Below are 20,903 nucleotides of genomic sequence, written 5' to 3'. Positions count from 1 at the left end.
GCGGCGGAGTTCCGGCACCGACAGGTCGCGACCGCGCTATCGGTCGGCGGTCGCGGCGAGGGTGCCGAGCAGTGCGAGCGCGTCCGCGCTCGCGGAGCCGGGCTCGGCCTGGTAGACGACGAGCTGCTGCCCGGGTGCGGCCCGTACGTCGAAGGCATGCATGCGCAGTGTGAGTTCGCCGACGTCGCCGTGGCGGAAGGTCTTCACCTCGGCCCGTTTGCCCCGAGCCTCGTTCGCCCGCCACAGCTCGGCGAACTCCGGACTGCGCTCCAGCATCGAACCGAGCACCTCCCGTACGCGTGGATGGTGCGGGTCCTGCCCGTACAGCAGCCGGAAGCCGGCAACGGTGCCGACCGCGGCGGCCTCCCAGTCCTTGTAGAACCAGCGCGCGTCCGGATCGAGGAACAGCTTGACCAGCAGGTTCGCCCCGCCACGGAATTCCTCGAAGAGCGCGTGGCCGAGCCGGTTGCCGGCGAGCACGTCGTAGGCCCGCCCGAGCACCAGTGCCGGGTTGTCCGGCCAGCCGTCCAGCAGCTGCAGCAGCTCGGGATCCGCGCGCTCGGGGGTGGACCGCGCGGGCCGCGGGGCCGGCCCGGCGAGCCGGAAGAGGTGCGAGCGGGCGTCGTCGTCGAGGCGGAGTACGGTCGCCAGCGCGTTCAGCACCTGCGGTGACGGGTTTCTTTCCCGCCCCTGTTCCAACCGCACGTAGTAGTCCACGCTCATGCCGGCCAGCAGCGCGACCTCCTCACGCCGCAGCCCCGGCACCCGGCGCCGTGGTCCCGCCGGGAGGCCGGCGTCTTCGGGGCGTACGCGCGCCCGCCTGCCGCGCAGGAAGTCGCCCAGATGCCGTTCGGTCATGCTTTCAGGGTAGGCGGGCATGGGCGGCCAAGGGTGGGTGCGGGACTCCCATGCACGCGGCGGCCTGGAGCGGAGCAAGCAGCTGCCCGAGTCTCGAAGCATGACAAGGACACCAGAACAAAAGGTCGTACTGGTGACCGGCGCGAGCAGCGGCATCGGCGCGGCCACCGCCCGCACGCTCGCGACCGCCGGACACCACGTGATCCTCACCGCCCGCCGCACCGACCGGATCAAGGCGCTCGCCGCCGACCTGACCGCGGCCGGCCACTCCGCCGAAGCGCGCCCGCTCGACGTCACCGACAGTGCCGGCTTCCACGAGGTGACCGAGGAGGTGGTGAACTCGTACGGCCGACTCGATGTGCTGGTCGGAAACGCCGGAGTCATGCTCCTGTCCAGGCTGGACGCACTCCTGGTCGAGGAGTGGGACCGGATGCTGGACGTCAACGTTCGCGGCCTCCTCCATGGCATCGCCGCGGCCTTGCCGACCTTCCGCCGTCAGGGAGGCGGCCATTTCGTCACGGTCGCTTCGATCGGCGCCCACCAGGTCGTGGAGACCTCCGCGATCTACTCCGCGACCAAGTACGCCGCGTGGGCGCTCACCGAAGGGCTGCGGCTGGAATCCGAGCCGGGCATCCGGGTCACCACCATCTCACCGGGCGTGGTCGATACGGAGCTGGCCCACCACATCACCGATCCGCTCGCCGCCGAGGCCATGCGCACCTACCGGGCCGCCTCGATCCGCCCCAAGGACGTCGCGAACGCCATTGCGTATGCCCTCGCCCAGCCCTCCGACGTCGGCGTCAACGAGATCGTTCTCCGCCCGTCCGCCCAGCGCTGACGGACCTTCTCGCTGAGGGACTTCTCGCTAACGGACTTTTCGCAAATCGAGAGAAGCCGCTTGGTCAAGAAGGTCGCCATAGCCGCACGCCGTCCGTGTAGCCGAGGCTGGCCAGGGTCTTGCCGTCAGGGCTGAAGGCCACCGATTTGACGAAGGTGGTGTGGGCGGTGAGGGGACTGGCGATCTGGGTCCGAGTGGCCACGTCCCACAGCCGTACCGTGTTGTCGTTGCTGCCGGTGGCCAAGGTCTTGCCATCGGGGCTGAAATTCACCGAGAAGACGAAGTTGGTGTGGCCCATCAGGGGCTTGCCGATCTGGGTGCGGGCGGCCACATCCCAGAGCCGTACCGTTGCGTCGAAGCTGCCGGTTGCCAGGATCTTACCGTCAGGGCTGAAATCCACTGAGGCGACGTCGTCGGCGTGGCCGGTGAGGAGTTTGCCGGTTCGGGTGCGGGTGGCCACGTCCCATAGCAGCACCGTTTTGTCGGAGCTGCCGGTGGCAAGGATTTTGCCGTCGGGACTGAAGGCCACCGAAAGGACGAACTCGGTGTGGCCGGTGAGAGATTTGCCGATCTGGGTGCGAGTGGCCACATCCCATAGCCGTACCGTTGTTTCGTCCTTGCTGCTTGTGGCCAGGATTCTACCGTCGGGACTGAAGGCCATCGAGATGATGTCGGCATCGCCGTTGTGGCCGGTGAGGGCTTTGCCGGTTTGGGTACGTTCGGCTACATCCCATAGCCGCACTGTGCCGTCGTTCATGCTGGTGGCCAGGGTTCTACCGTCGGGGCTGAAAGCCACCGCGAAGTGGCTGTTTTCTGGACCGGCGAGGGGTTTTTCGGTTCGGGTGCGGGCGGCCGTGTCCCACAGCAGCACCGTTTCGTTGTTGCCGGCGGCCAGGGTTTTGCCATCGGGGCTGAAAGCAACACAGTAGAAGACGTTGGTGCGGCTGTTGAAAGGCTTGCCGATCTCGGTGGGGTTCCGCCAGGCACTGAGGGGTTGAAGGGCGGCAGGGGGATCTTGCCGGCCGTGCGTCTTTTTCTGGACCAGGCCGTAGGTGACGGTTGCCACCAGGCCGGCGGCGCCCACACCGGCGAATCGGCGACGGGTCAGGAGCCGTCCTGGCCCTGCGGCGGGAAGCAGCGACCGGGGCGCGGCCGGGGCGGGCCGATCAGAGGCGGCGCCGGAGGTCTGGGAAACGAGGAGGTGCTGGTTGGGCGCGTGTTGGAGGATGGTGGCGGCCTGGGTGGCGGTGGGGCGCTGGCCGGGGTCGGGGTTCATCAGGTCGTGCAGGATGGGTTTGAGGAGGTGGGCGCGGGTGGTTTGGGTGGGTACGCCGCGGGAGACCGCCAGCAGCAGCGCGCCCATGTTGGTGGCGGTGAAGGGGCGGCGGCCCTCGACCGCGGCGTACAGGGTCGCGCCCAGTGACCACATGTCAGAGGCGGGGGTGGCTTGGTGGTCGTTGACTTGCTCGGGCGCCATGTAGGCGGGGGTGCCCAGCAGCATGCCCTCGGCGGTGAGGGTGGCGTCGCCGGCGACGGCGGCGATGCCGAAGTCGGTGACCACGACGCGTTCACCTTCCACCAGCACATTGGCGGGTTTGATGTCGCGGTGCACGATGCCGGCCTGGTGGGCGGCGGCCAGCGCGGCGGCGATCTGCGCCCCGATCCGCAGCACTTCGGTCTCGGCCTGCGGGCCGTCCCGCTCCAGGAGGTCGGCCAGGGACAGCCCGTGCACGTACTCCAACACGATCCAGGGCAGCCCGTCCTGATCATGGAACTGGTCGTACACGGTGACGATGCCGGGGTGCTTCAGCATCCCGGCCGCGCGCGCCTCCCGCTCCATCCGGGCGACCAATTGCCCGCGGCGCCGAGCGTCCAGTGTCGGAGGGACCTTGAGCTGCTTGAGGACCACATCGCGGCGCATCCGTTCGTCCCGGGCCCGCCAGGCCGCGCCCATCCCGCCCTCGCCCAGCACCTCCACCAACCGGTACCGCCCGACGACGACTCTTTCCATGTCCCTGGTCACGCCCACACCATAGCCACTTTGAAGGGCGAGCCCAGGCATGACTAACAACAAACGTGATCGGCTTAATATCTCGTAGAATCGATTGAACAAGAGAGGTGTTGTGGTCATCTAAATCGCAGGTCACGGTACCCGAATCCGCTTGTCACGCTGCGGTACAGGAAAGGGCGAACCAGTACGGCGCCCCTCCAGCTATTTCGACGTCCCCAGCCGTGTCTCGGCTCCGGCTCGTGACGCTTCACCATATCCCCAACGCCATGAGCCGCCCAGAAGTGGTAGACGGCGGCAATAGGGCTTGGTCAGGCGAAGGTGCGCGCGAAGATGACGGTTACCGGGCCGTCCTCGTCCGGCCCGATGACCAGTTCGGCCTCGATCGTGAAACCCGCGTCACGAAGCCAGCCCGCGGTCCTGCTCGGCAGTGGTGGTGACCGTCAACGTTGATCGGGCGACCCGTGTAGCGCTCGGGCGTATGTCGTGTCTCGTCAGCGATGTGAAAGCCGACCAGTAGGGGCCCCTCTGGGCGCAACACTCGGCGGAACTGCTCGAACCGCCGGGCGCAGCGTGGTCGGGCACGTGGATCACGGACGAGAACGCGAGTACGCCGGCGACCGAATCGACCGCCAGATCGAGGGCGCTTGCGTCCCGGCCTGGAAGCGCAATTCGGGGTAGCGGCACGGTTGCCGAGGTCGACGAGCCTGGCTTGCCGGTGGCAGGAGGCGCCGCTCGCGCCATGCGGCCAGGACCGTTTCGTTCAGCGCCTAGCACGCTTCGGACAGGTCACTGGGATAACGGCGGTGTCGGTACATGGCCAGCGCGTACGCCGCGCTGGGCCGGATGCCCGGGCGTATGCGCCCCTTGGTCTGACGCCGCCCCGGGGGTCGCACGGTCTGGGGGCTGCTCGCCCTTAGACACCCGCAGAGCACATCCGACATCACGTCGTGTAGCGCTACATACACATTTTGCCACGCCCTCTTAGTCTATTTACGGATCTCCGCAGTGTCGTTTTCGGACACAACAAGAAAGGGACGCCTGTGGCGTGAAGAGGGGCAATCTATGTGGGTTGACCACTGAATATGAAATTTAGGAGGAACGCCGGATGAGTTCTGTGGTGCCGCGATTGGCCTGCGCTATACGATCACGCCGTTGGTGCACTCATGCTTCTGTGGCCCTCGGGCCCGCCCTTCCGAGGACCCCTTGATGACCATGCAGGACGCCGCGTTCGATCACTCGACGAGGCCACGTTCACGGCCGTCCGCGGCCTGGTCGGCGCTGCTGGTCTGCGCGATACCGGCCCTCGCCGTCGTGGCGATGGCGGTGCTGATGGCACCGGACTCCTACCGTCCTGCGCTCGCGGCGGGGGCGGTGGCCGCCGCTGCCGTACTGTGCGCGGCGGTCGCGGCGGCGTTCCACTATCGCGATCAGGCCATACGAAGCCGCAGGCAGGCTGCGGCGGACGCGGCGCAGGCCGCAGCCAGGATCGCCGGTGGAAACGAGGCGGTGGCGCGGCTGGCCGAGGAGTCCAAGCACAGTGAGGCCCGGCGGGCGAGCGCCATGGCCGCGTGCGCCAGCGCCGCGGGCCGTATGCAGGCGATGACGGCCAGCATGCTCGCCGACCTGCGTGAGATGGAGGATCGGCACGGCGACCCGAAGGTGCTGGCAGATCTGCTGCGTCTGGATCACCGTGCCGCGCAGGCCGGTCGGCTGGCGGACAGTATCGCGGTGCTGTCCGGAGCGCGCTCCGGACGCCGGTGGGCCAAGCCCATCGCGATGGAATCGATTCTGCGTGGGGCGATGGGCCGGGTCGGTGGTTATCAGCGGATCCGGCTGCGTGCCGTCACCGATGTCGCGATCGCCGGGCATGCCGCGGAGGGCGTGATGCACGCTCTCGCCGAATTCTTCGACAACGCCTGCAATTTCTCCCCGCCCACGACCGAGGTCCACGTCTATTCCGCTGAGGTCCCGGCCGGCGCGATCATCACCATCGAGGACAGCGGCCTGCGGATGAGCCAGTCCGTGCTGCACCGGGCCGAACGCGCCGTGTCCGGCGCGGCCGGCGACCTGTCCATGCTCAGCGGGACGCGGCTGGGGCTCGCGGTGGTGGGGCTTCTGGCCCGCAAACACGGCCTGACCGTGTCCTTTCGGCCGTCGGCCATCGGCGGCACCGCCGTGGTGGTGATGGTCCCGAAGGAGCTGATCACCAGGCCGGTTCCGGTGGCCCCGCGTCAGGTCTCCGGACGGCCCGCCGGCGGCCGGCCGGAGACGCCCGCGACCTCCGAGCAGGACCCGCCGAGCGGCAGCGATCGGCCGGCGGGCGACGGGCACTCCGCGTCCGCCCTGCCCAAGCGGCCGCGGGGCGGCACGCTGGCCACCGCTCATCCGGACGGCCTGCCGACCGATCGAAAGGCCCGCGATGCCGTCGCGGCCCCGTCGCGGCGCGCGCCCGACGGCTTCAGCGCCTTCCGCGATGCTTTCGCCCGACGGGAGGCCGGCGACACTCCGCCGCCGCCCTCCAGCCCCTCCGATCCCAGTGAGGACGACCGATGAGCGCGGTGTTGCCCGAGGGGACACGACCCTCCATGCCGCCTGTGCCGGGCAGGAGACTTCGCCCATGAGCACGGATCTGATCTGGCTGCTGGAGCGGCTGCTGAGCGGTACCCCCGGTGCCCGGCACGCCCTGCTGCTCTCCCGGGACGGACTGAGGATGTGTCACACCCCGGAACTCTCGGTCGACCAGGCCGATCAGCTCGCGGCCATCTCCGCCGGGATCCAGAGCCTCGCTCAGGGCGCCTCGGTCGAGTTCGGCGACGGGCGGGGAGGTGTCCGCCAGTCGATGACCGAGTTCTACGGCGGCATCCTGTTCATCGCCGAGGCCGGTGCCGGTGCCCATGTGGCGGTCGTCGCGGCCGACAGCGCGGACCCCGGTCTGGTCGGCCACCACATGCTCGAGCTCGTCGAGCAGCTCGGTCACCATCTGACGGCCGCGCCGCGGGCCCCGGCGGGCAGCCTCGACACGGGCGCGACGCTGTGAAGCGGCCCGGCCGAGACGACGATCCTGACCGGCTCTTCACCCTGACCCAAGGGCGCACCCAGCCGGACTCCGACACCTTCGACCTGGTCACCTTGGTGGTCAGCGAGTGCGATCCCGCACCGGGCATGCAGTCCGAACACGCGGCCATCCTGCGGATGTGCAAAACCCCGGCGGCCGTCGTCGAGGTCGCCGCGGAGCTGCGACTGCCGGTCGGCATCACCACGATCCTGCTGTCCGATCTGCTGATCACCGGAAAGATCACTGCCCGCCATCCACGACCGCGTCCCGCCGGGACGCGGCTGCATGACGCATCGACGCTGGAGAAGGTGCTCGTTGGACTCCGCGAGCTTTGAACGCCGGCCGACGCGGGCAAGCGCGCCGCTCAGCGGCACCGCGCGGCACGGCCTGAAGATCGTCATCGTGGGCGGCTTCGGTGCCGGCAAGACGACCATGGTGCGCTCGGTCAGCGAGATCCGCCCGCTCAACACCGAGGAGACGATGACCCGGGCCGGTCAGGACATCGATGATCCGCGCAAGGTCCCGGGCAAGTCCACGACCACGGTCGCCTTTGATTTCGGGCGCATCAGCGTGGCCGACGACACCGTGCTCTACCTGTTCGGCGCCCCCGGCCAGGAGCGGTTCTGGTTCTTGTGGGATCGGCTGTTCAGCGGCGCGCTCGGCGCCGTCGTCCTGGTGGACCAGCGCAGGATCGGGGATTGCTGGTACGCCATCGACCGTCTGGAACACCAGGGCACGCCGTTCATCGTCGCCCGCAATGACTTCGGCGGCCCGCCCCACGCGTCCGCGGCGGTCCGCGAGGCGCTGGACCTCGACCCGGGTGTGCCGCTGGTCGACTGCGACGCACGTTCCCGCGAGTCCAGCAAGCGGGTCCTGATCACCCTGGTCGAGCATCTGCAGACCCTTCCCACCATCGTGGAGACCGCGCCATGACCGCGTCCGACCCCGCCACGCCCGCCGCGGCCACGTCCGCCACCGGCCTCGCGGAGGGGCCGTCCGGGCTCGTGCCGCTCAGCGGACCCGGGTTCCACACCGACCCGCACCGGCTCTATCGCCAGATGCACCGGGAGCACGGACCGGTGGTCCCGGTCGAGCTGCCCGGCGGGTTCCCGGCCTGGCTCGTCATCGGGTACGCCGAACTCCACCAGGTCACCAGCGACCCCGAGCTGTTCCCCCGGGACGTGAGCCTATGGAACCAGTGGGCGAACGTTCCCGCGGACTGGCCGCTGCTGCCGATGATCGGTCCGCCGATGCCGTCCATCTACTTCACCGCGGGCGCCGAGCACCGGCGGCACGTCGCGATGGTGGAGCCCGCGCTGGAGGCCGTCGATGCCTTCGAGCTCCGGCGGACCTGTGAGGAACTCGCCGACGGGCTCATCGACGCCTTCTGCGGACGCGGCTCGGCCGAACTCGTCACCGAGTTCGCCGAGCCGCTGCCCGTGCTGGCGCTCGCCCGGATCATCGGCTTCCCCGACGAGGTCGGCCCGCACCTGGCGCAGACCATGAAGGCGTTCACCGACGGCGGCCCGGACGCCCAGCAGGCGCACCGGCGTTTCGGCGAGCACATGCAGCGCCTGCTGGCGGCCAAGCAGGCGCAGCCGGGCGAGGACGTGACCTCCAGGATGCTGGCCCATCCCGAAGCGTTCAGCGACCAGGAGTACGTGCTGGACCTGATGGCGATCACCGCCGCCGGCCACCTGCCCACGGCCGACTGGCTCGGCAATTCGGTGCGGCTGATGCTGACCGACAGCAGGTTCGCGGCGGCCCTGGGCGGCGGGCAGCACAGCATCGGCCAGGCGATGAACGAGGTGCTCTGGGAGGACACCCCGACCCAGATCCTCGCGGGCCGGTGGGCGGCGCGCGACACGCAACTGGGAGGGCGGGCCGTCCAGGCGGGTGACATGCTCCTCCTCGGACTGGCGGCGGCCAACGCCGACCCCCTTGTACGGCAGCACCAGCATCTGCCCGGCACCACCGAGCCCGCGTACTCGGGGAACAGCGCGCACTTCGCGTTCAGCTACGGGGAGTACCGCTGTCCTTTCCCGGCCCAGGAGATCGCCGAGATCATCGCCCGGACCGGTATCGAGGTGCTGCTCGACCGGCTGCCAGATATCGACTTGTCCGTCCCGGCGCAGAGCCTGGTCCGGCGGCCGTCGGCCTTCCTGCGCGGTATGACCGCGCTGCCCGTCAGCTTCACGCCCGTACGACCCACCGGAGGTCACTCTTGAGCAGTCAACTTCCCGACGCCATGGTCATCGACCCTCTCGTCCGTGACCTGGCCACCGAGACCGAGCGGCTGCGGGATGCGGGCCCGATCACCCGTGTCGACCTGCTGGGCGTCCCCGCCTGGACCGTGACCCGGCATGCCGAGGCCAGGCGGCTGCTCACCGACGAGCGCCTGGTCAAGGACATGAACCACTGGACGTTGTGGACCTCGGGGGCGGTCACCGACCAGTGGCCGCTGATCGGCATGATCGACGCGGGCCGTTCCATGTTCACCGTGGACGGCGCCGAGCACCGGCGCCTTCGGGCCAAGACCGCCCAGGCCGTGACCCCGCGCCGGCTCGAGGCGCTGCGCCCGGTGATCGAGCGGATCACCGACCAGCTCCTGGACGATCTTGCCGAGCACGGCCGCGACGACGCGGTCGTGGACCTAAAAGCGATCTTCGCGTACCCGCTGCCGATGCGCGTCGTCAGCGAGTTGATGGGCGTGGACCAGGTCGACCACCCGATGCTGATGGACAGGTACAAGGCGTTCTTCTCCCTGCTCACCCCGCAGGACGAGCGGCTCCGGGTGATCGGGGAACTGGACGACTACTTCACCGGCCTGGTGCGGGGCAAGACGGCCGAGCACACCGACGACCTCACCACCGCTCTGATCCTCGCCGACGCCGATGGCGAGCCGCTGACCGAAGAGGAGGTCGTGGGCAACCTCAAGGCGATGGTGGCGGCCGGCCACGAGACCACGATCGGCCTGATCCTCAGCGCCGTACGCGCCCTGCTCACCCATCCGGAACAGCTGCGCAAGCTGCTGGACGGCGACGTGCCGTGGGAAGCGGCGGTCGAGGAGACTCTGCGCTGGGACACCCCGGCGACACATCTGCTGATGCGCTTCGCCACCGAGGACATCAAGGTCGGCGACATGGTGATCCCCAAGGGCGATGGAGTGGTCATCTCCTACCGCGCGATCGGCAGAGACCAAGAGCAGCACGGCCCCGACGCCGATGCCTTCGACATCACCAGGCCCACCCCGATCCGGCACATATCCTTCGGCCACGGCCCGCACATCTGCCCCGGTGCGGCCCTCTCCCGGCTAGAGGCCCGCATCGCCCTTCCTGCGCTGTTCGCCCGGTTCCCGGGTCTACGGCTCGCCGTTCCGGTCGAAGAGATCCGCAACCTGCCGGTCCTCACCCAGAACGACCTGGAGTCGTTCCCCGTACGCCTCGGCACCTACTCAGCCGACCCGCAACCCGACTGACCGAACCGGTCCGCGATTGGACGGGCATCAAGAACCCCGCACCGAGCACGCCGCTGTCGCGGGCGCTCAGCACCTCTCGCTTGCGTGAATCGGGCTTCCGTTATGGGCAGGTGAAAAGAGGGGCCCCGCCGGTCGGGCGCCGTACGTCCGGTCATGCGGTGATCTCGTGCGTGAAGGCGTACCTGTCGAGGTCGGCGGTCAACCCACTTGGGTCTCCCCCACCGGTCAGCCGGACCGAGACGTGGGGCCGCCCGTCGCGCGTCTCGACCTCGACGGACCCGGTGAGGCCTGCTTCATCGAGCGCAGCGCTCACCAGGCGGCGGACGGCGTCCTCGACGAGCGCGGGCTTGAAGATCTTGCCGATGAGCGTCGTCGGCAGGCCGGTGACCACGTGCACCGCCTTCGGGGCCGCGGCGGGCTCGGGAGCGTGGGCACGCGCCCAGGCGAGCAGTTCCGCCTCGTCCACGCGGGCTTCCGTCGGGGAGAGGACGAGGTAGGCGACGGGGACCTCTCCCGAGTACGGATCGGGCGCGCCGACGACGGCCGCGGCGGCGACGCCGGGATGCCCGAGCAGGGACTCTTCGATGGGCAGCGGGTCGATGTTGTGGCCGCCGCGGATGATCAGATCCTTCGCGCGGCCGGCGAGGCGGACGTAGCCGTCGGCGTCGACCGTCCCGAGGTCGCCGGTGAGCAGCCACCCGTCGAACACCTTCCCGGACGGGTCGGGTACGGGACCGCCGGGCCCAGGCCGCAGGTAGCCGGGAAAGACGCTGGGCCCCTTGATCGCCAGGACTCCGGTCCGTCCGGGCGGGCAGTCCCTCAGCGGGCGTTCCTCGGCGTCCACGGTGACGGCTTTGACCTGCTGGTAGGGCAGCCGGAGCCCCACCGAGCCGGCACGCGGCGCGAGCGCGGGCGTGGCTGCGGTCGCACAAGTGGCCTCCGTCAGACCGTAGCCCTCCAGCATCGGTACCTTGGTGGTCTCCTCGAACGCGCGCCGCACCTTCCGGGGCAGGGGAGCCGCGCCGACGGCCCCGGCGCGCAGGCTGGACAGGTCGGCGTCCTCGGGCACCTCGGGCAGCCGGGCGTAGACCGTCGGGACTCCGGAGAAGCTCGTCACCTTGTAGTGCTCGATGATGCGCCAGAAGTCGGCTATGAGCGCTTTGTCCCGGTAGCCGAGGGGTCCGAAGCTGACGACCGGTATCCCGTGCAGGAACGGACCGAGCCCGGTGACGTGGACGGCGTTGACATGGAACAGGGGCAGGCCGGACAAGACGACGGAGTCGTCGAGGTAGGCACCCGAACAGCCCAGTGCCCAGGCCATGTACACCTCCATGGCATGGGTGTGCGGGGCCACCTTGGGCACCCCGGTCGTCCCGCCGGTGTGGAAGTAGGCGGCCAGGTCGCCCGGGCCAGGGCGGCGCCCGGTGCGCAGTCCACCGGACGGCTGCCGCGCGGCGACCGCGTCGAAGGCCACTCCCCCTGTGTCCGGCGGGTGGCCGACGGCGGCCAGGACGAGCGGGCCGCGCAGCAGGGCGGCGATGCGCCGTGCCTTGGCCCACAACTCCGGAGACAGACCTGGCCCGGGGGCCAGCAGCAGCCGCGCGCCGGTGAGGCTGAGGATCTCCGCCAGGTGCTCCTCGGCGAGCATCGGGTTGACGGGATTGGCGATCCCGATGGCCTGGGCGCCGAGCAGGGCCGCGTAGGCGGATCCGGAGTTCGGCAGCATCGACGCGACGACGCCGCCTTCAGGGACGCCGAGGTCCAAGAACGCGTTCGCGGCCTGGTGCACGCGCTCCAGCAGCGCGCCGTAGGTCCAGCAGGCGGCCTCGCGCCAGGGCAGGCCGTCCTCGCCGAGCAGGTACAGGGCGGGCCTGCCTGGATGTACGGACGCGGTCCGATACAGGAGCTCGTACGTGTTGGCGGGCAGGTCGCGTTCGTCCAGGGCGACCATCTCGACGGCGGGCAGGTCCTCGGGCAGCAGGATGAGCGGACGGTCGCCCTGCGTGTGCGGGGCAGCGGTCATCGAGATCTCCTCGAAGGCAGGGATGGAGGTCGTCTGCGCTGACGAGACCGGCGACGAATCCGGTCGGGACGTGATGGTTCAGGCGCTGTGCGCTCCGGTCATGAGCGCGGCCAGGTCGTCGGGCTCGATGAACGACGGCGGTACGGGCGGCCCCCAGCTGTAGAGGATCCGCATGTCGGCGAAGTCCTCGGGCTTCCAGACGGCCTCGTCGACGATGCAGTCCAGGTCGCTGTAGTACTCGGAGAAGTTGCCCGCCGGGTCCTTGAGGTACCAGAAGAAGTTGGAGCCGATGTGGTGGCGTCCCAGCCCCCAGACGTGCCGTTCCGGGTGGCCCTCCAGCATCCGGTGCGCGCCCCGGCCGATCTCGTCGACGTCCTCGACCTCCCAGGAGGTGTGGTGGAGGTAGGGCACGGGTGCGGGCTGGACCAGCACGTTGTGGTGGTCGGTGGAGCAGCGCAGGAACGCCGCGATGCCCGGCACCTCGTCGCTGATCTTGAAGCCGAGGCCTTCGGTGAAGAACCGCTGGCTGGTCTCCTGGTCGGTGGAGCCCAGCACCACATGGCCGAGTTTGCGCGGCCGGACGGCCTCGGCGCGCTCGATTCCGGGCGCGCGGGCGTCCAGCCTGGGGGTGCGGCCCGGTCCGTTGTAGACCGGTGCCGGCTCGGGTGTACGGACGATGGGCTCGGCGACCGTGACCCGTACGGTCACCCCTGTTCCCGGCTCACGGACGGTCAGTGCCCCGTCCTTGCGGTCGGGCCGGTGGCCCAGCCGGGACAGGCTCGCGGCGGTACGGGCCAGGTCGTCCGGGTCTTCGGCGCCGACGCCGAGTTCGACCAGCCGCCGGGTCGGCGTCCTGACCAGCCGCAACTGCCGGCCGCCGTCGGCGGTCGCGAAGAGACCGTCGCCGTCCGGCGTCAGCCCGAAGTCGGCGTAGTAGGCGGCGGTCTCGGCGGGGTTCGGTACGCCGATGGTGATGGTGGTCAGGCGGTGCAGTGCCACCTCAGGCCCCCTTGAACGTGGTACGGAGCGTTCCGAGGCCCTCGATGCGGCTGACCAGTTCGTCGCCGGCCTCGAGGAAGCGCGGCGGGGTACGGGTCCCGCCGATCCCGGCCGGGGTCCCGGTGAAGATCACATCACCGGGGAGCAGCGGGGCGACGGCCGACAGCCGCTCGACCAGCTCCGGCACACTGAAGATCATTTCGCTGGTGCGCGCGTCCTGCATCGTCTCGCCGTTGAGCTCGCAGCCGATCCGCAGGTCGTCCGGATCGCCGAGGTCGTCCAGGGTGACCACGGCGGGCCCGATCGGACCGAAGCCCGGGTAGGACTTGCCCAGCGAGTACTGCTGAGGGACGGGGCCGGACAGCTGCGTGATCCGCTCGGACAGGTCCTGGCCGACGGTCAGCCCCGCGACGTGGCCCCAGGCGCCGGCGGCCGTGACCCGGCCGGTGCGGCGGCCGATCACCACGACCAGTTCCACCTCCCAGTCCACCAGGCCGTCGGGCAGCGTGACCTGGACGTGCGGGCCGGCCAGGCAGGAGGGGAACTTGGTGAAGGTCGGCGGCCACGGCGGGCGCTCGGACACGTCGATGTTCGACTCGGCCGCGTGCTCGCGGTAGTTCACCCCGATCGCGAACACCTGCCGCGGCGCGGGGACGGCGGGCCCCAGATCGGCCGCGTCGTACGGCTGCGGTTCGGCGGAGGCCTCCCCGCGCGCTTCCCATGCCCGCAACTCGTCCCACCGTGCGTACAGCTCTTGCGGGTCTGGGCCGAACAGGCCGCCGCTGGCCTTGTGGACGTCGAGGGCCCCGTCGGCGACGAGCAGCACGGCTCGTCCGGCGAGATTGGCAACACGCATCTGGAGAGGCCTTCCGATCGGTGATGGCGTCTCCGATTCAACGCGTGCGGCCGACGGAACCGCTTGGGCGTGGCGCCCAAGCCGGCCGGCGCGTTTGTGCGCGACGCTCAGCCACCCGCGTCGTCGTGGCCGAGAATCCGGGCGGCCTCGAGCGCCAGCCAGATCTCCAGACCCGCGCCCACGGGGCGGCCCAGCAGTTCTTGTGCGCGTTTGATCCGGTAGGTCACGGTGTTGCGGTTGACGTGCAGCCGCTCGGCGGCCCGCTGGGGGCTGCGTCCCTCAGCCAGGTACACCCGCAGCGTCTCGCGGAGTTCCCGGGTCCGGTCATCGGGGGCGCCGAGCGCTCCCAGGACCTCCTGGACGAACCAGTGTCCGTGCTCGGCGTCGGCGGTCACCAGCGACGCCACCCGGATATCGGCGTAGTCGCACAGCCGCTCGCCGCCGCTTCGGCGGCGGATCCGCTCGGCTTCGCCCGCGCCGAGATGGCTGCGCCGGAACCCCGCGAGCCCCGCCGCGGAAGGCCCCACCGCGACACGCAGCTCTGGCGGGGGTTCGAAACGGGCGCGCCGGCCGGCGATGACGTCGGCGGGCGGGCCGGTCGCCCAGCCGGCCCAGGCCCACAACCGCGACGGACCCGACGGGACGGTGAGGAGCCGGTCCGCTCCGGCCGTCCGCGCGAACTCCGCGGCGTACCGGTGGAGGTCTTCGGCCGGCGTGTCAGGAGAGGGAGCCCAGACGACGAAGGCCAGATGATGGTGGGCGAGGTCGTAGCCGAGCACCCGCGTCGCGGTCTCCTGGTCGACGCGGCGGCCGGCCAGGATGTCCTCGACGATCCGCCGCCTGGCCGTCTCGGTGCCGCTACGCCAGCGGTCCCGTTCGGCGATGTAGTCCTCGGCGAGCCGGCTGGCCTGCATGTCGGCGTAGTCGAACAGCAGCTCAGTGACCCGGTTGGTCTCCGCCGCCCGGATCGGCTCCGGCTCGGACTCGATGGCGGCCATCAGTTCACGATGCAGGCGCGCGTGCCCGATCCGGACCCCGCGCAGGACCCGGTCCAGCGGGACGCCCCGGCGGGCCAGTTCATGGTTGCCCTCCACCGCCTCGGGTGCCACCAGGTCCGGATCCGGCCTCCTGTCGGCATGCAGCCCGCACAGCGCCACCAGCACGGTGGCCTCGACGGAGCGCCGCAGGGTCTCGAACGGAGCGGGGCCGCCGCCGTGCTCGGGCACCCGCTCGATGATCTCCGCGGTCATCGCCCGGGCCACCTGGACCGCCCAGTCCACCGGCCCCGAGCCCACCCACTCGACCGCGCCGGCGACGGTCGGCGCGGCGCAGGCCGGCCGCAGGTTCGGCGACTTCTCGCCGCGCAGCCTCAGCAGCCAGGCCTGTGCCGGATCGGTCACCGCTTCAGTAGATCAGAGGCCGGCGGCCGGTCCGCCGGGCGCCCGGTCAGCCGGTCGCGCAGATCGTCCACCAGATCCCCCAGGTCGTCGGCCGTGGCGGTACCGAAGACGTAGAAGTCGGGCCGGACGATGACGGCGGTCCGGCCGGTGCCGTTCAGCAGCGCGTGGTAGACCCCGTCGGAGTCGGTCACGGCGCCTGGAACGGGCTTTCCGGTGGCGGCCAGCCGGACCAGCCGGGCTCCGATCGCCGTACAGAACGCGAGGTGCTGGTCCGTGAGCGCCTCCGCCGGGTCGAACAGCGCGGCGATCACGAAGCCGGTCCCGACCACCTGGTCGAACGGTCCGGCGGCCCCGTTCCAGGAGACGTGGCCCTGCGGGCTGAGCTCGCCTGCCGCGGGGCCGGGCGTCCCGTCGGGGCCGCAGTGCAGGACACCTGCGGACAGCGCGGCGTCGGGAATGGTGTCCACGACCGTCCCGCCGGTCGCGGCTCCCATCGCCTGATCGCGCTCGGCCGCCGCCGCATCGTCCAGGACGCAGATCACCTTGCCCAATTGGATGGAGGTCTGGATCGCCTGCTGGACGTGCGCGGAGCGTTCGACGGTGTAGGAGTCCAGGAGTTCGGGCACGGCCCTGCGGGCGAGGACGAGGTCGAGTTTCCAGGCCAGGTTGGCCGCGTCCCGCAGCCCCGAGCACATTCCCTGTCCGGCGAACGGCGGCATGAGATGAGCGGCGTCCCCGGCCAGCAGGAGCCTGCCGTCCCGCCACTGGTCGGCCCATCGGGCCTGGAAGGTGTAGACCGCGTGCCGTTCCAGGACCGCGTTGGACGGTGTCAGTCCCCACGGCTCGATCAAAGACCAGGCCGTCTCGGCCTGATCGAGCCACTTCGCGGTCTCGTGCGGCAGCCGCATGAACTCGAACCGGCGCCGCCCCGGTCCTCCGGAGACCACCGTGGTCGGGCGCAGCGGGTCGCAGATCTGAAGATTCGACGGCGTCCACTCCCCTTCATGGTCGGGGACGACGTCGACGATCAGCCAGTCGTAGCGGAAGCCCAGGTCGGTGACCGTCGCCGTCATGTGCCGCCGTACCGTGCTGTTGGCTCCGTCGCAGCCGATCACGTACGAGGCGCTGATGACGTCCAGGTGACCGGCCGCGTCCCGGACGGTCACCTCCGCCCGGTGCTCGGACTGGACGACGCCGACGACCTCAAGCCCCGGGCGAACTCGCAGGCCGTCGATCTGCACCATCCGCTCGGCCAGCAGCGCTTCCAACCGTGGCTGAGAGAACATGCTCGACCAGGGCCATCCGGAGATGCCCGGCCGATCCCACTCGAACCGCAGCAGCACCTGCCCCGCGGCGTTGCGCCACTCGTACTCGCGGGCCGCCTCGCTGATCTCCCCGAGCCGGTCCCCCAGACCCGCGGCGGCCAGCAGCCGGGCGGCCTCGTGATCGAACGTCACGGCCCGCGGGAGCGGGTACGGCTCGGGCCACCGCTCGACGACCACGACACGCCATCCCCGCGTCCCGAGCAGGATGGCCGTCAGTTGCCCGACCGGACCGCACCCGACGACCACGACGTCGGCGCCGGCCTCCGCGTCACCACTCAGCATGATCCTGATCCCCTCCGTGCCGGATCGAGAGCAGGCTCCCGAGATCTCGTCATCAGTAAACGGCGCGAGGACAGCCACGGACTTGGGCCATGAGCCCAGTAGTCCCTCAGCTTTTGGGCGGGCCGGCGAGGTCGAAGCTCAGCAGATCCCGTCCCACGGTGATCCGGCCGCGATAGCCGCCCTCGCGGAGGTCCGCGGCGAACCCGTCCTCCTCTTCGGCCGTACTGGGCGCGGGGATGAGATGGGTCAGCACCGTGTGCGGGACTCCGGCACGCTCGGCCATGCCGCCCAGAGCGACGGTGTCGGCGTGATAGTCGAAGATGGTCGCGAAGACCGTCCCCCGCACGGCCCCGGCCAGGGCGGTGGCACGGCAGGCCTCGTGGACCAGCAGGTCCGCGCCGTGGCAAAGTGCCTCCACCTCGGGACAGACGCGGGTGTCACCGGAGATGACCACGGCGCCCTCGGGGGTGTCTGTTCCTCCTGGGCAAAGCCGATGAGCGGCCGCCCCCGGCGCTCGGACCGGGTGCCGCCCCATCAACTCGCATAAGGGAGCTTGTCGACCAGTATTCGTCGGCCCAGGCGAGCGAGGATCTTTATGCGCGCCGCCCAAGAACGCCGCCGTCGCCATGGAACGGACCAGGAACCTACTCGGGAAAGTCTTCGGGACTTACGTCCGAGGTGCGCGCGTTCCCGCCGACGACCTCCTGAAGCGTGATGCTCCAGGTGCGGTACCGAATCTGGGTGGCTGTCCGGGTGGTGGTGTAATCGAGCGGATCCTCGAACTTCTGGAAGGCGCACTCGCGGCCGAACGCCTTGGCCGCACCGTCCCAGCTGGTGCCGCCGGTGAAGAACACCGTGTACGCGCCGTCCGGCACACCGCTGAGCGTGTGCTTCTTACCGTGCCGGACGAAGACCGACATCATCGGCTTGCTGCCCTTGCCCAGCGTCACCAGCGTGTCGTCCGAGCCGCCCCTGTTGTCGATGGTGAGCCGCCCGTTGCCCCCGCCGCCGCCCGACCGGATGAGCGTCCCGTTGGACGGGCGCGACCCCGGCTTCTGGCCGGCGGACGGCAGCGTGAGCGTCCGCCGCTTGCCCGGCACCTTGGCCTGCACCGCCGCCATCGCGGAGCGGAGCGCGCCCGGGCCGTCCGCGTCGCCGATCTTGGCCCGGACCGCCGACCCGGTGCACAGGTTCCGCGAGCCGACCTCGCCGCCCAGGTCGCCGACCACGCTCTCGAACCGCCCGAGGGCACTGACGAGACTCGTGTGCTCCCCGGCGGCCTCGGCAGGCGGGGTGACCGAACGGAGCTTGGCGGCGGCCTGGGGCACGGCGTCCTTGACGTCGTTGACGCGACCCTGCAGACCCTTGTACGCCTTGGCCTTCGCCAGGTCCGCCAGTTCGGTCTCCAACGGATCGATCGCGCTCTTCAGCGTGGCGCCGTACTGCTCCATCGATACCGGCGTCGCGGATGGCGACCCTGCCGGTGTCGTCCCGCCGCTCGCGCCCGAGTCACCCGCGCACGCGCTCAAGCACAGCGCACCCGACACCGTCACGGCGACGCCCGTCACCCTCTGCCACTTCGTCACAGCTGTATCTTGGGCCCCACCCGATCAGAGATCAACGCGAATATCCGCAGACGGCCTGAAGCGGACGATCATGCGGTCACCCGGCTGCCGATCGCCAGGGTCTCGCGGTCGGATTCCTTTCAGCAGTAAGGGCCGAGGGCCTTCCTGATTTTGGCCGGCGCATTCGCCATTTTGGGACCGTCGCAAAGGGCGTCGGTGCCGTAGGTGACCAGGCTGACCTTTCCGCTTCGCGTCCGTACGATCACGCGCGACGGATCCGAGCCCGGATAGCGCATCTCTGTCGTCGCCCAGCCGCCCTGGCAGGTGATCTCGTCCGACACGATGACGCCGCTGGAACCGTCGGCGGCCGACACGGCGTCGGCGATCTGCGCCCGCGACGGGCACGGCGCGGCGGCGGGCTTGGAAGGGGACGGCGGCCGCGCGGTCGTGGCGGGCGCGGGGGCGCCGGGTGCCGTGGCAGGTGGGGCGGCGGACGTCTTCCCGGCGGCATCGTCATCCCCGCCGCCCTGGCAACCGGTGAGCACTCCCGCGCACGTCAGAACGGTGACGACTGTTACAAGCCTGAACACGGCCACGCAACCTCCGCTGTACGATTTCCGGACACATTTGCGCCCGCTCTGGTCGGGCGGCCACTATAGCCGGGCCGGCAGGAGTGAGCGCGAGATGGGAGACGCGGGAGTGCGTCGAGAGGAATTGCCGCAGAACATCGGCAAGTACCGTCCGCAGTCGCATCTCGCGGCCGGCGGCATGGGCCGCGTATTCCTCGCGCTCGCCCCTGACGGAGGGACCGTCGCGGTCAAACAACTCCATCCCAGCATCTCCTATGACCGCAAAATGCGGGAACGGCTCAGCCGCGAGGTCCAGGTGATGCGGCGCGTCAGCAGCCCCCGCGTCGCCGAACTGCTGGACGCCGACCTCGATGCGGATCCGCCGTACATCGTCACCCGCTACGTCCAGGGCCGGACGCTGCACGACGTCGTCAAGACCGACGGCCCGCTGCGCGGTGACGATCTGATGCAGATGGCACGCGGCATCGCCGAGGCCCTGGTGGCCATCCACGGCGCCGGGCATATCCACCGCGACCTCAAACCGTCCAACGTCATGGTCGTCGGCGGCGAACCGGTCGTCATCGACTTCGGCATCGCCCAAGAACAGGACGCGACCCGGATCACCCGCGAAGGCGGGACGATCGGGACGGTCGGCTACATCCCGCCGGAGGCCCTGGAGGGCGGCGCCGCCGGTCCGCCCGCCGACGTCTTCGCGTGGGGCGCCACCATCGGGTACGCGGCGACCGGCAAACCCGTCTTCGGCACCGGCGGAATGCAGGCCGTCGCGCTGCGCGCCTACCAGGGCGCCACCGACCTCGACGGCGTTCCCGCCGCATTCCGCCCGCTCCTCACCGCCTCGCTCGCGCCGCGACCGGACGTCCGGCCCGATGCCCGCACCCTCGTCCAGACCCTTTCCGGCCCGGAAGGCCCGGCCGCGTTCTCCGTGGACCCGGCCGCCGTCCGACCCGTACAGGCATCCGCGCTCGCGCCGGCCACCGATCCCGCCACCCAGGCCGCCGCAGCGAGCCGGAGACGAACCCTCGCCGTCGTCGCGAGCACGCTGGCCGTGGTCGTCGTCATCGGCGGGTCGCTCCTCATCCGGCAACTCCGCCTCGACGAGAACGAGCGCCCGTCCGTGCAGCAGACCCCCGTGGCCGCTCCGTCCCATCCGTCCTACCGGAAGGCCATCGCCAACTGGGCCCCGGGGAAGGAGTTCGCGCAGTTCCTGCAATCCAGTGTCGGCAAGAAGATATTCATCGGCGCCCGGCTCGATGAGGACATCGTCCCCGAGGACGGCAAAGGCCAGCCCTTCCGGGCCTCCCGCAAGAACGACGGGGCCTTGATCGTGGTGTGGACGGAGTGCTTCGAGAAGCTGGACCCGGGCGAACAGCCCTCGTATAACAAATGCACCGGCGTCCAGGTCAGCATCCTGGGTGAGCAACCGGGCTGGGCCGGAATGAACTGGGCGCACGGAATGTACAGCATCCAGGGTAATTTCGAGGTGGCGGGCGGCACCGTTCACCAGGGAATCGTCACCTACAGCCTCAAACCCGCCGCCGCCGCCTGACCGGACGGCGGCGGAACATGCAGATCACGCGTCCCCATCGCAGGTGCCTTCTGTGTCGGCGCACGTTGGGGCGATCG

The 20,903-nt window shown here is 70.3% G+C and carries 18 protein-coding genes; 8 read left to right on the top strand and 10 right to left on the bottom strand.

The window, feature by feature from the left end; genetic code table 11:
- Positions 1-36 precede the first annotated feature (36 nt).
- Positions 37-858: a helix-turn-helix domain-containing protein gene (locus ACH34Q_RS22430; RefSeq protein WP_395984966.1), complete on the bottom strand. Its 822-nt coding sequence runs from the start codon at positions 856-858 to the stop codon at positions 37-39.
- Positions 859-958: 100 nt separating this feature from the next.
- Here ACH34Q_RS22430 and ACH34Q_RS22425 point away from each other — a divergent pair, with 100 nt between their 5' ends.
- Positions 959-1,696, top strand: a complete 738-nt coding sequence (locus ACH34Q_RS22425; RefSeq protein WP_395984965.1) for an SDR family oxidoreductase — start codon at positions 959-961, stop codon at positions 1,694-1,696.
- 64 nt (positions 1,697-1,760) lie between these two features.
- On the opposite strand, the gene ACH34Q_RS22420 is transcribed toward ACH34Q_RS22425, so the two are convergent.
- Positions 1,761-3,719, bottom strand: coding sequence for a WD40 repeat domain-containing serine/threonine protein kinase (locus ACH34Q_RS22420; protein WP_395984964.1), 1,959 nt, complete (start codon positions 3,717-3,719; stop codon positions 1,761-1,763).
- Positions 3,720-4,913: 1,194 nt separating this feature from the next.
- Here ACH34Q_RS22420 and ACH34Q_RS22415 point away from each other — a divergent pair.
- From ACH34Q_RS22415 to ACH34Q_RS22390, 6 genes are all read left to right on the top strand, one after another.
- Positions 4,914-6,260, top strand: a complete 1,347-nt coding sequence (locus tag ACH34Q_RS22415) for a sensor histidine kinase (RefSeq protein WP_395984963.1) — start codon at positions 4,914-4,916, stop codon at positions 6,258-6,260.
- Between the two features lie 64 nt (positions 6,261-6,324).
- Entirely contained in the window at positions 6,325-6,744 is a 420-nt protein-coding gene (locus ACH34Q_RS22410; RefSeq protein ID WP_395984962.1) for a roadblock/LC7 domain-containing protein, read from the top strand.
- Complete coding sequence (locus tag ACH34Q_RS22405) at positions 6,741-7,097, top strand: DUF742 domain-containing protein (RefSeq protein WP_395984961.1); 357 nt, start codon at positions 6,741-6,743, stop codon at positions 7,095-7,097. Before ACH34Q_RS22410 ends, ACH34Q_RS22405 begins: the two co-directional genes overlap by 4 nt.
- On the top strand, positions 7,078-7,695 hold the full coding sequence (locus ACH34Q_RS22400) for a GTP-binding protein (protein ID WP_395984960.1): 618 nt from the start codon (positions 7,078-7,080) through the stop codon (positions 7,693-7,695). Before ACH34Q_RS22405 ends, ACH34Q_RS22400 begins: the two co-directional genes overlap by 20 nt.
- The gene (locus ACH34Q_RS22395; RefSeq protein WP_395984959.1) at positions 7,692-8,990 is read left to right on the top strand and encodes a cytochrome P450; all 1,299 of its coding nucleotides are present in this window, start codon (positions 7,692-7,694) and stop codon (positions 8,988-8,990) included. Before ACH34Q_RS22400 ends, ACH34Q_RS22395 begins: the two co-directional genes overlap by 4 nt.
- Positions 8,987-10,240, top strand: a complete 1,254-nt coding sequence (locus ACH34Q_RS22390) for a cytochrome P450 (RefSeq protein WP_395984958.1) — start codon at positions 8,987-8,989, stop codon at positions 10,238-10,240. Before ACH34Q_RS22395 ends, ACH34Q_RS22390 begins: the two co-directional genes overlap by 4 nt.
- A 151-nt stretch (positions 10,241-10,391) precedes the next feature.
- On the opposite strand, the gene ACH34Q_RS22385 is transcribed toward ACH34Q_RS22390, so the two are convergent.
- The 8 genes from ACH34Q_RS22385 to ACH34Q_RS22350 form a co-directional block, all read right to left on the bottom strand.
- Positions 10,392-12,263, bottom strand: a complete 1,872-nt coding sequence (locus ACH34Q_RS22385; RefSeq protein ID WP_395984957.1) for an acyl-CoA synthetase — start codon at positions 12,261-12,263, stop codon at positions 10,392-10,394.
- Positions 12,264-12,341: 78 nt separating this feature from the next.
- Complete coding sequence (locus ACH34Q_RS22380; RefSeq protein WP_395984956.1) at positions 12,342-13,262, bottom strand: VOC family protein; 921 nt, start codon at positions 13,260-13,262, stop codon at positions 12,342-12,344.
- A 1-nt stretch (position 13,263) separates the two neighbouring features.
- Positions 13,264-14,118 carry a fumarylacetoacetate hydrolase family protein gene (locus ACH34Q_RS22375; RefSeq protein WP_395984955.1) on the bottom strand — a complete coding sequence of 285 codons (855 nt, stop codon included), beginning with the start codon at positions 14,116-14,118 and terminating at the stop codon, positions 13,264-13,266.
- Between the two features lie 107 nt (positions 14,119-14,225).
- Positions 14,226-15,518 carry a PucR family transcriptional regulator gene (locus ACH34Q_RS22370; RefSeq protein WP_395984954.1) on the bottom strand — a complete coding sequence of 431 codons (1,293 nt, stop codon included), beginning with the start codon at positions 15,516-15,518 and terminating at the stop codon, positions 14,226-14,228.
- A complete protein-coding gene (locus tag ACH34Q_RS22365) occupies positions 15,515-17,125 on the bottom strand; it encodes a bifunctional 3-(3-hydroxy-phenyl)propionate/3-hydroxycinnamic acid hydroxylase (protein ID WP_395984953.1) in 1,611 nt (536 codons plus the stop codon). The genes ACH34Q_RS22370 and ACH34Q_RS22365 overlap by 4 nt, the downstream gene beginning before the upstream one ends.
- A 106-nt stretch (positions 17,126-17,231) precedes the next feature.
- The gene (locus ACH34Q_RS22360) at positions 17,232-17,579 is read right to left on the bottom strand and encodes an MBL fold metallo-hydrolase (RefSeq protein ID WP_395984952.1); all 348 of its coding nucleotides are present in this window, start codon (positions 17,577-17,579) and stop codon (positions 17,232-17,234) included.
- Positions 17,580-17,769: 190 nt separating this feature from the next.
- Positions 17,770-18,711 carry a hypothetical protein gene (locus ACH34Q_RS22355; protein WP_395984951.1) on the bottom strand — a complete coding sequence of 314 codons (942 nt, stop codon included), beginning with the start codon at positions 18,709-18,711 and terminating at the stop codon, positions 17,770-17,772.
- A gap of 119 nt (positions 18,712-18,830) precedes the next feature.
- On the bottom strand, positions 18,831-19,286 hold the full coding sequence (locus ACH34Q_RS22350) for a hypothetical protein (RefSeq protein WP_395984950.1): 456 nt from the start codon (positions 19,284-19,286) through the stop codon (positions 18,831-18,833).
- A gap of 88 nt (positions 19,287-19,374) precedes the next feature.
- Here ACH34Q_RS22350 and ACH34Q_RS22345 point away from each other — a divergent pair, with 88 nt between their 5' ends.
- Entirely contained in the window at positions 19,375-20,826 is a 1,452-nt protein-coding gene (locus tag ACH34Q_RS22345; protein WP_395984949.1) for a serine/threonine-protein kinase, read from the top strand.
- The last annotated feature ends 77 nt before the right edge of the window (positions 20,827-20,903 follow it).

This window comes from Actinomadura sp. 9N407 (assembly GCF_044326315.1).
Taxonomy (GTDB): Bacteria; Actinomycetota; Actinomycetes; order Streptosporangiales; family Streptosporangiaceae; genus Spirillospora.
This window is presented reverse-complemented; position numbering and strand designations above follow the sequence as displayed.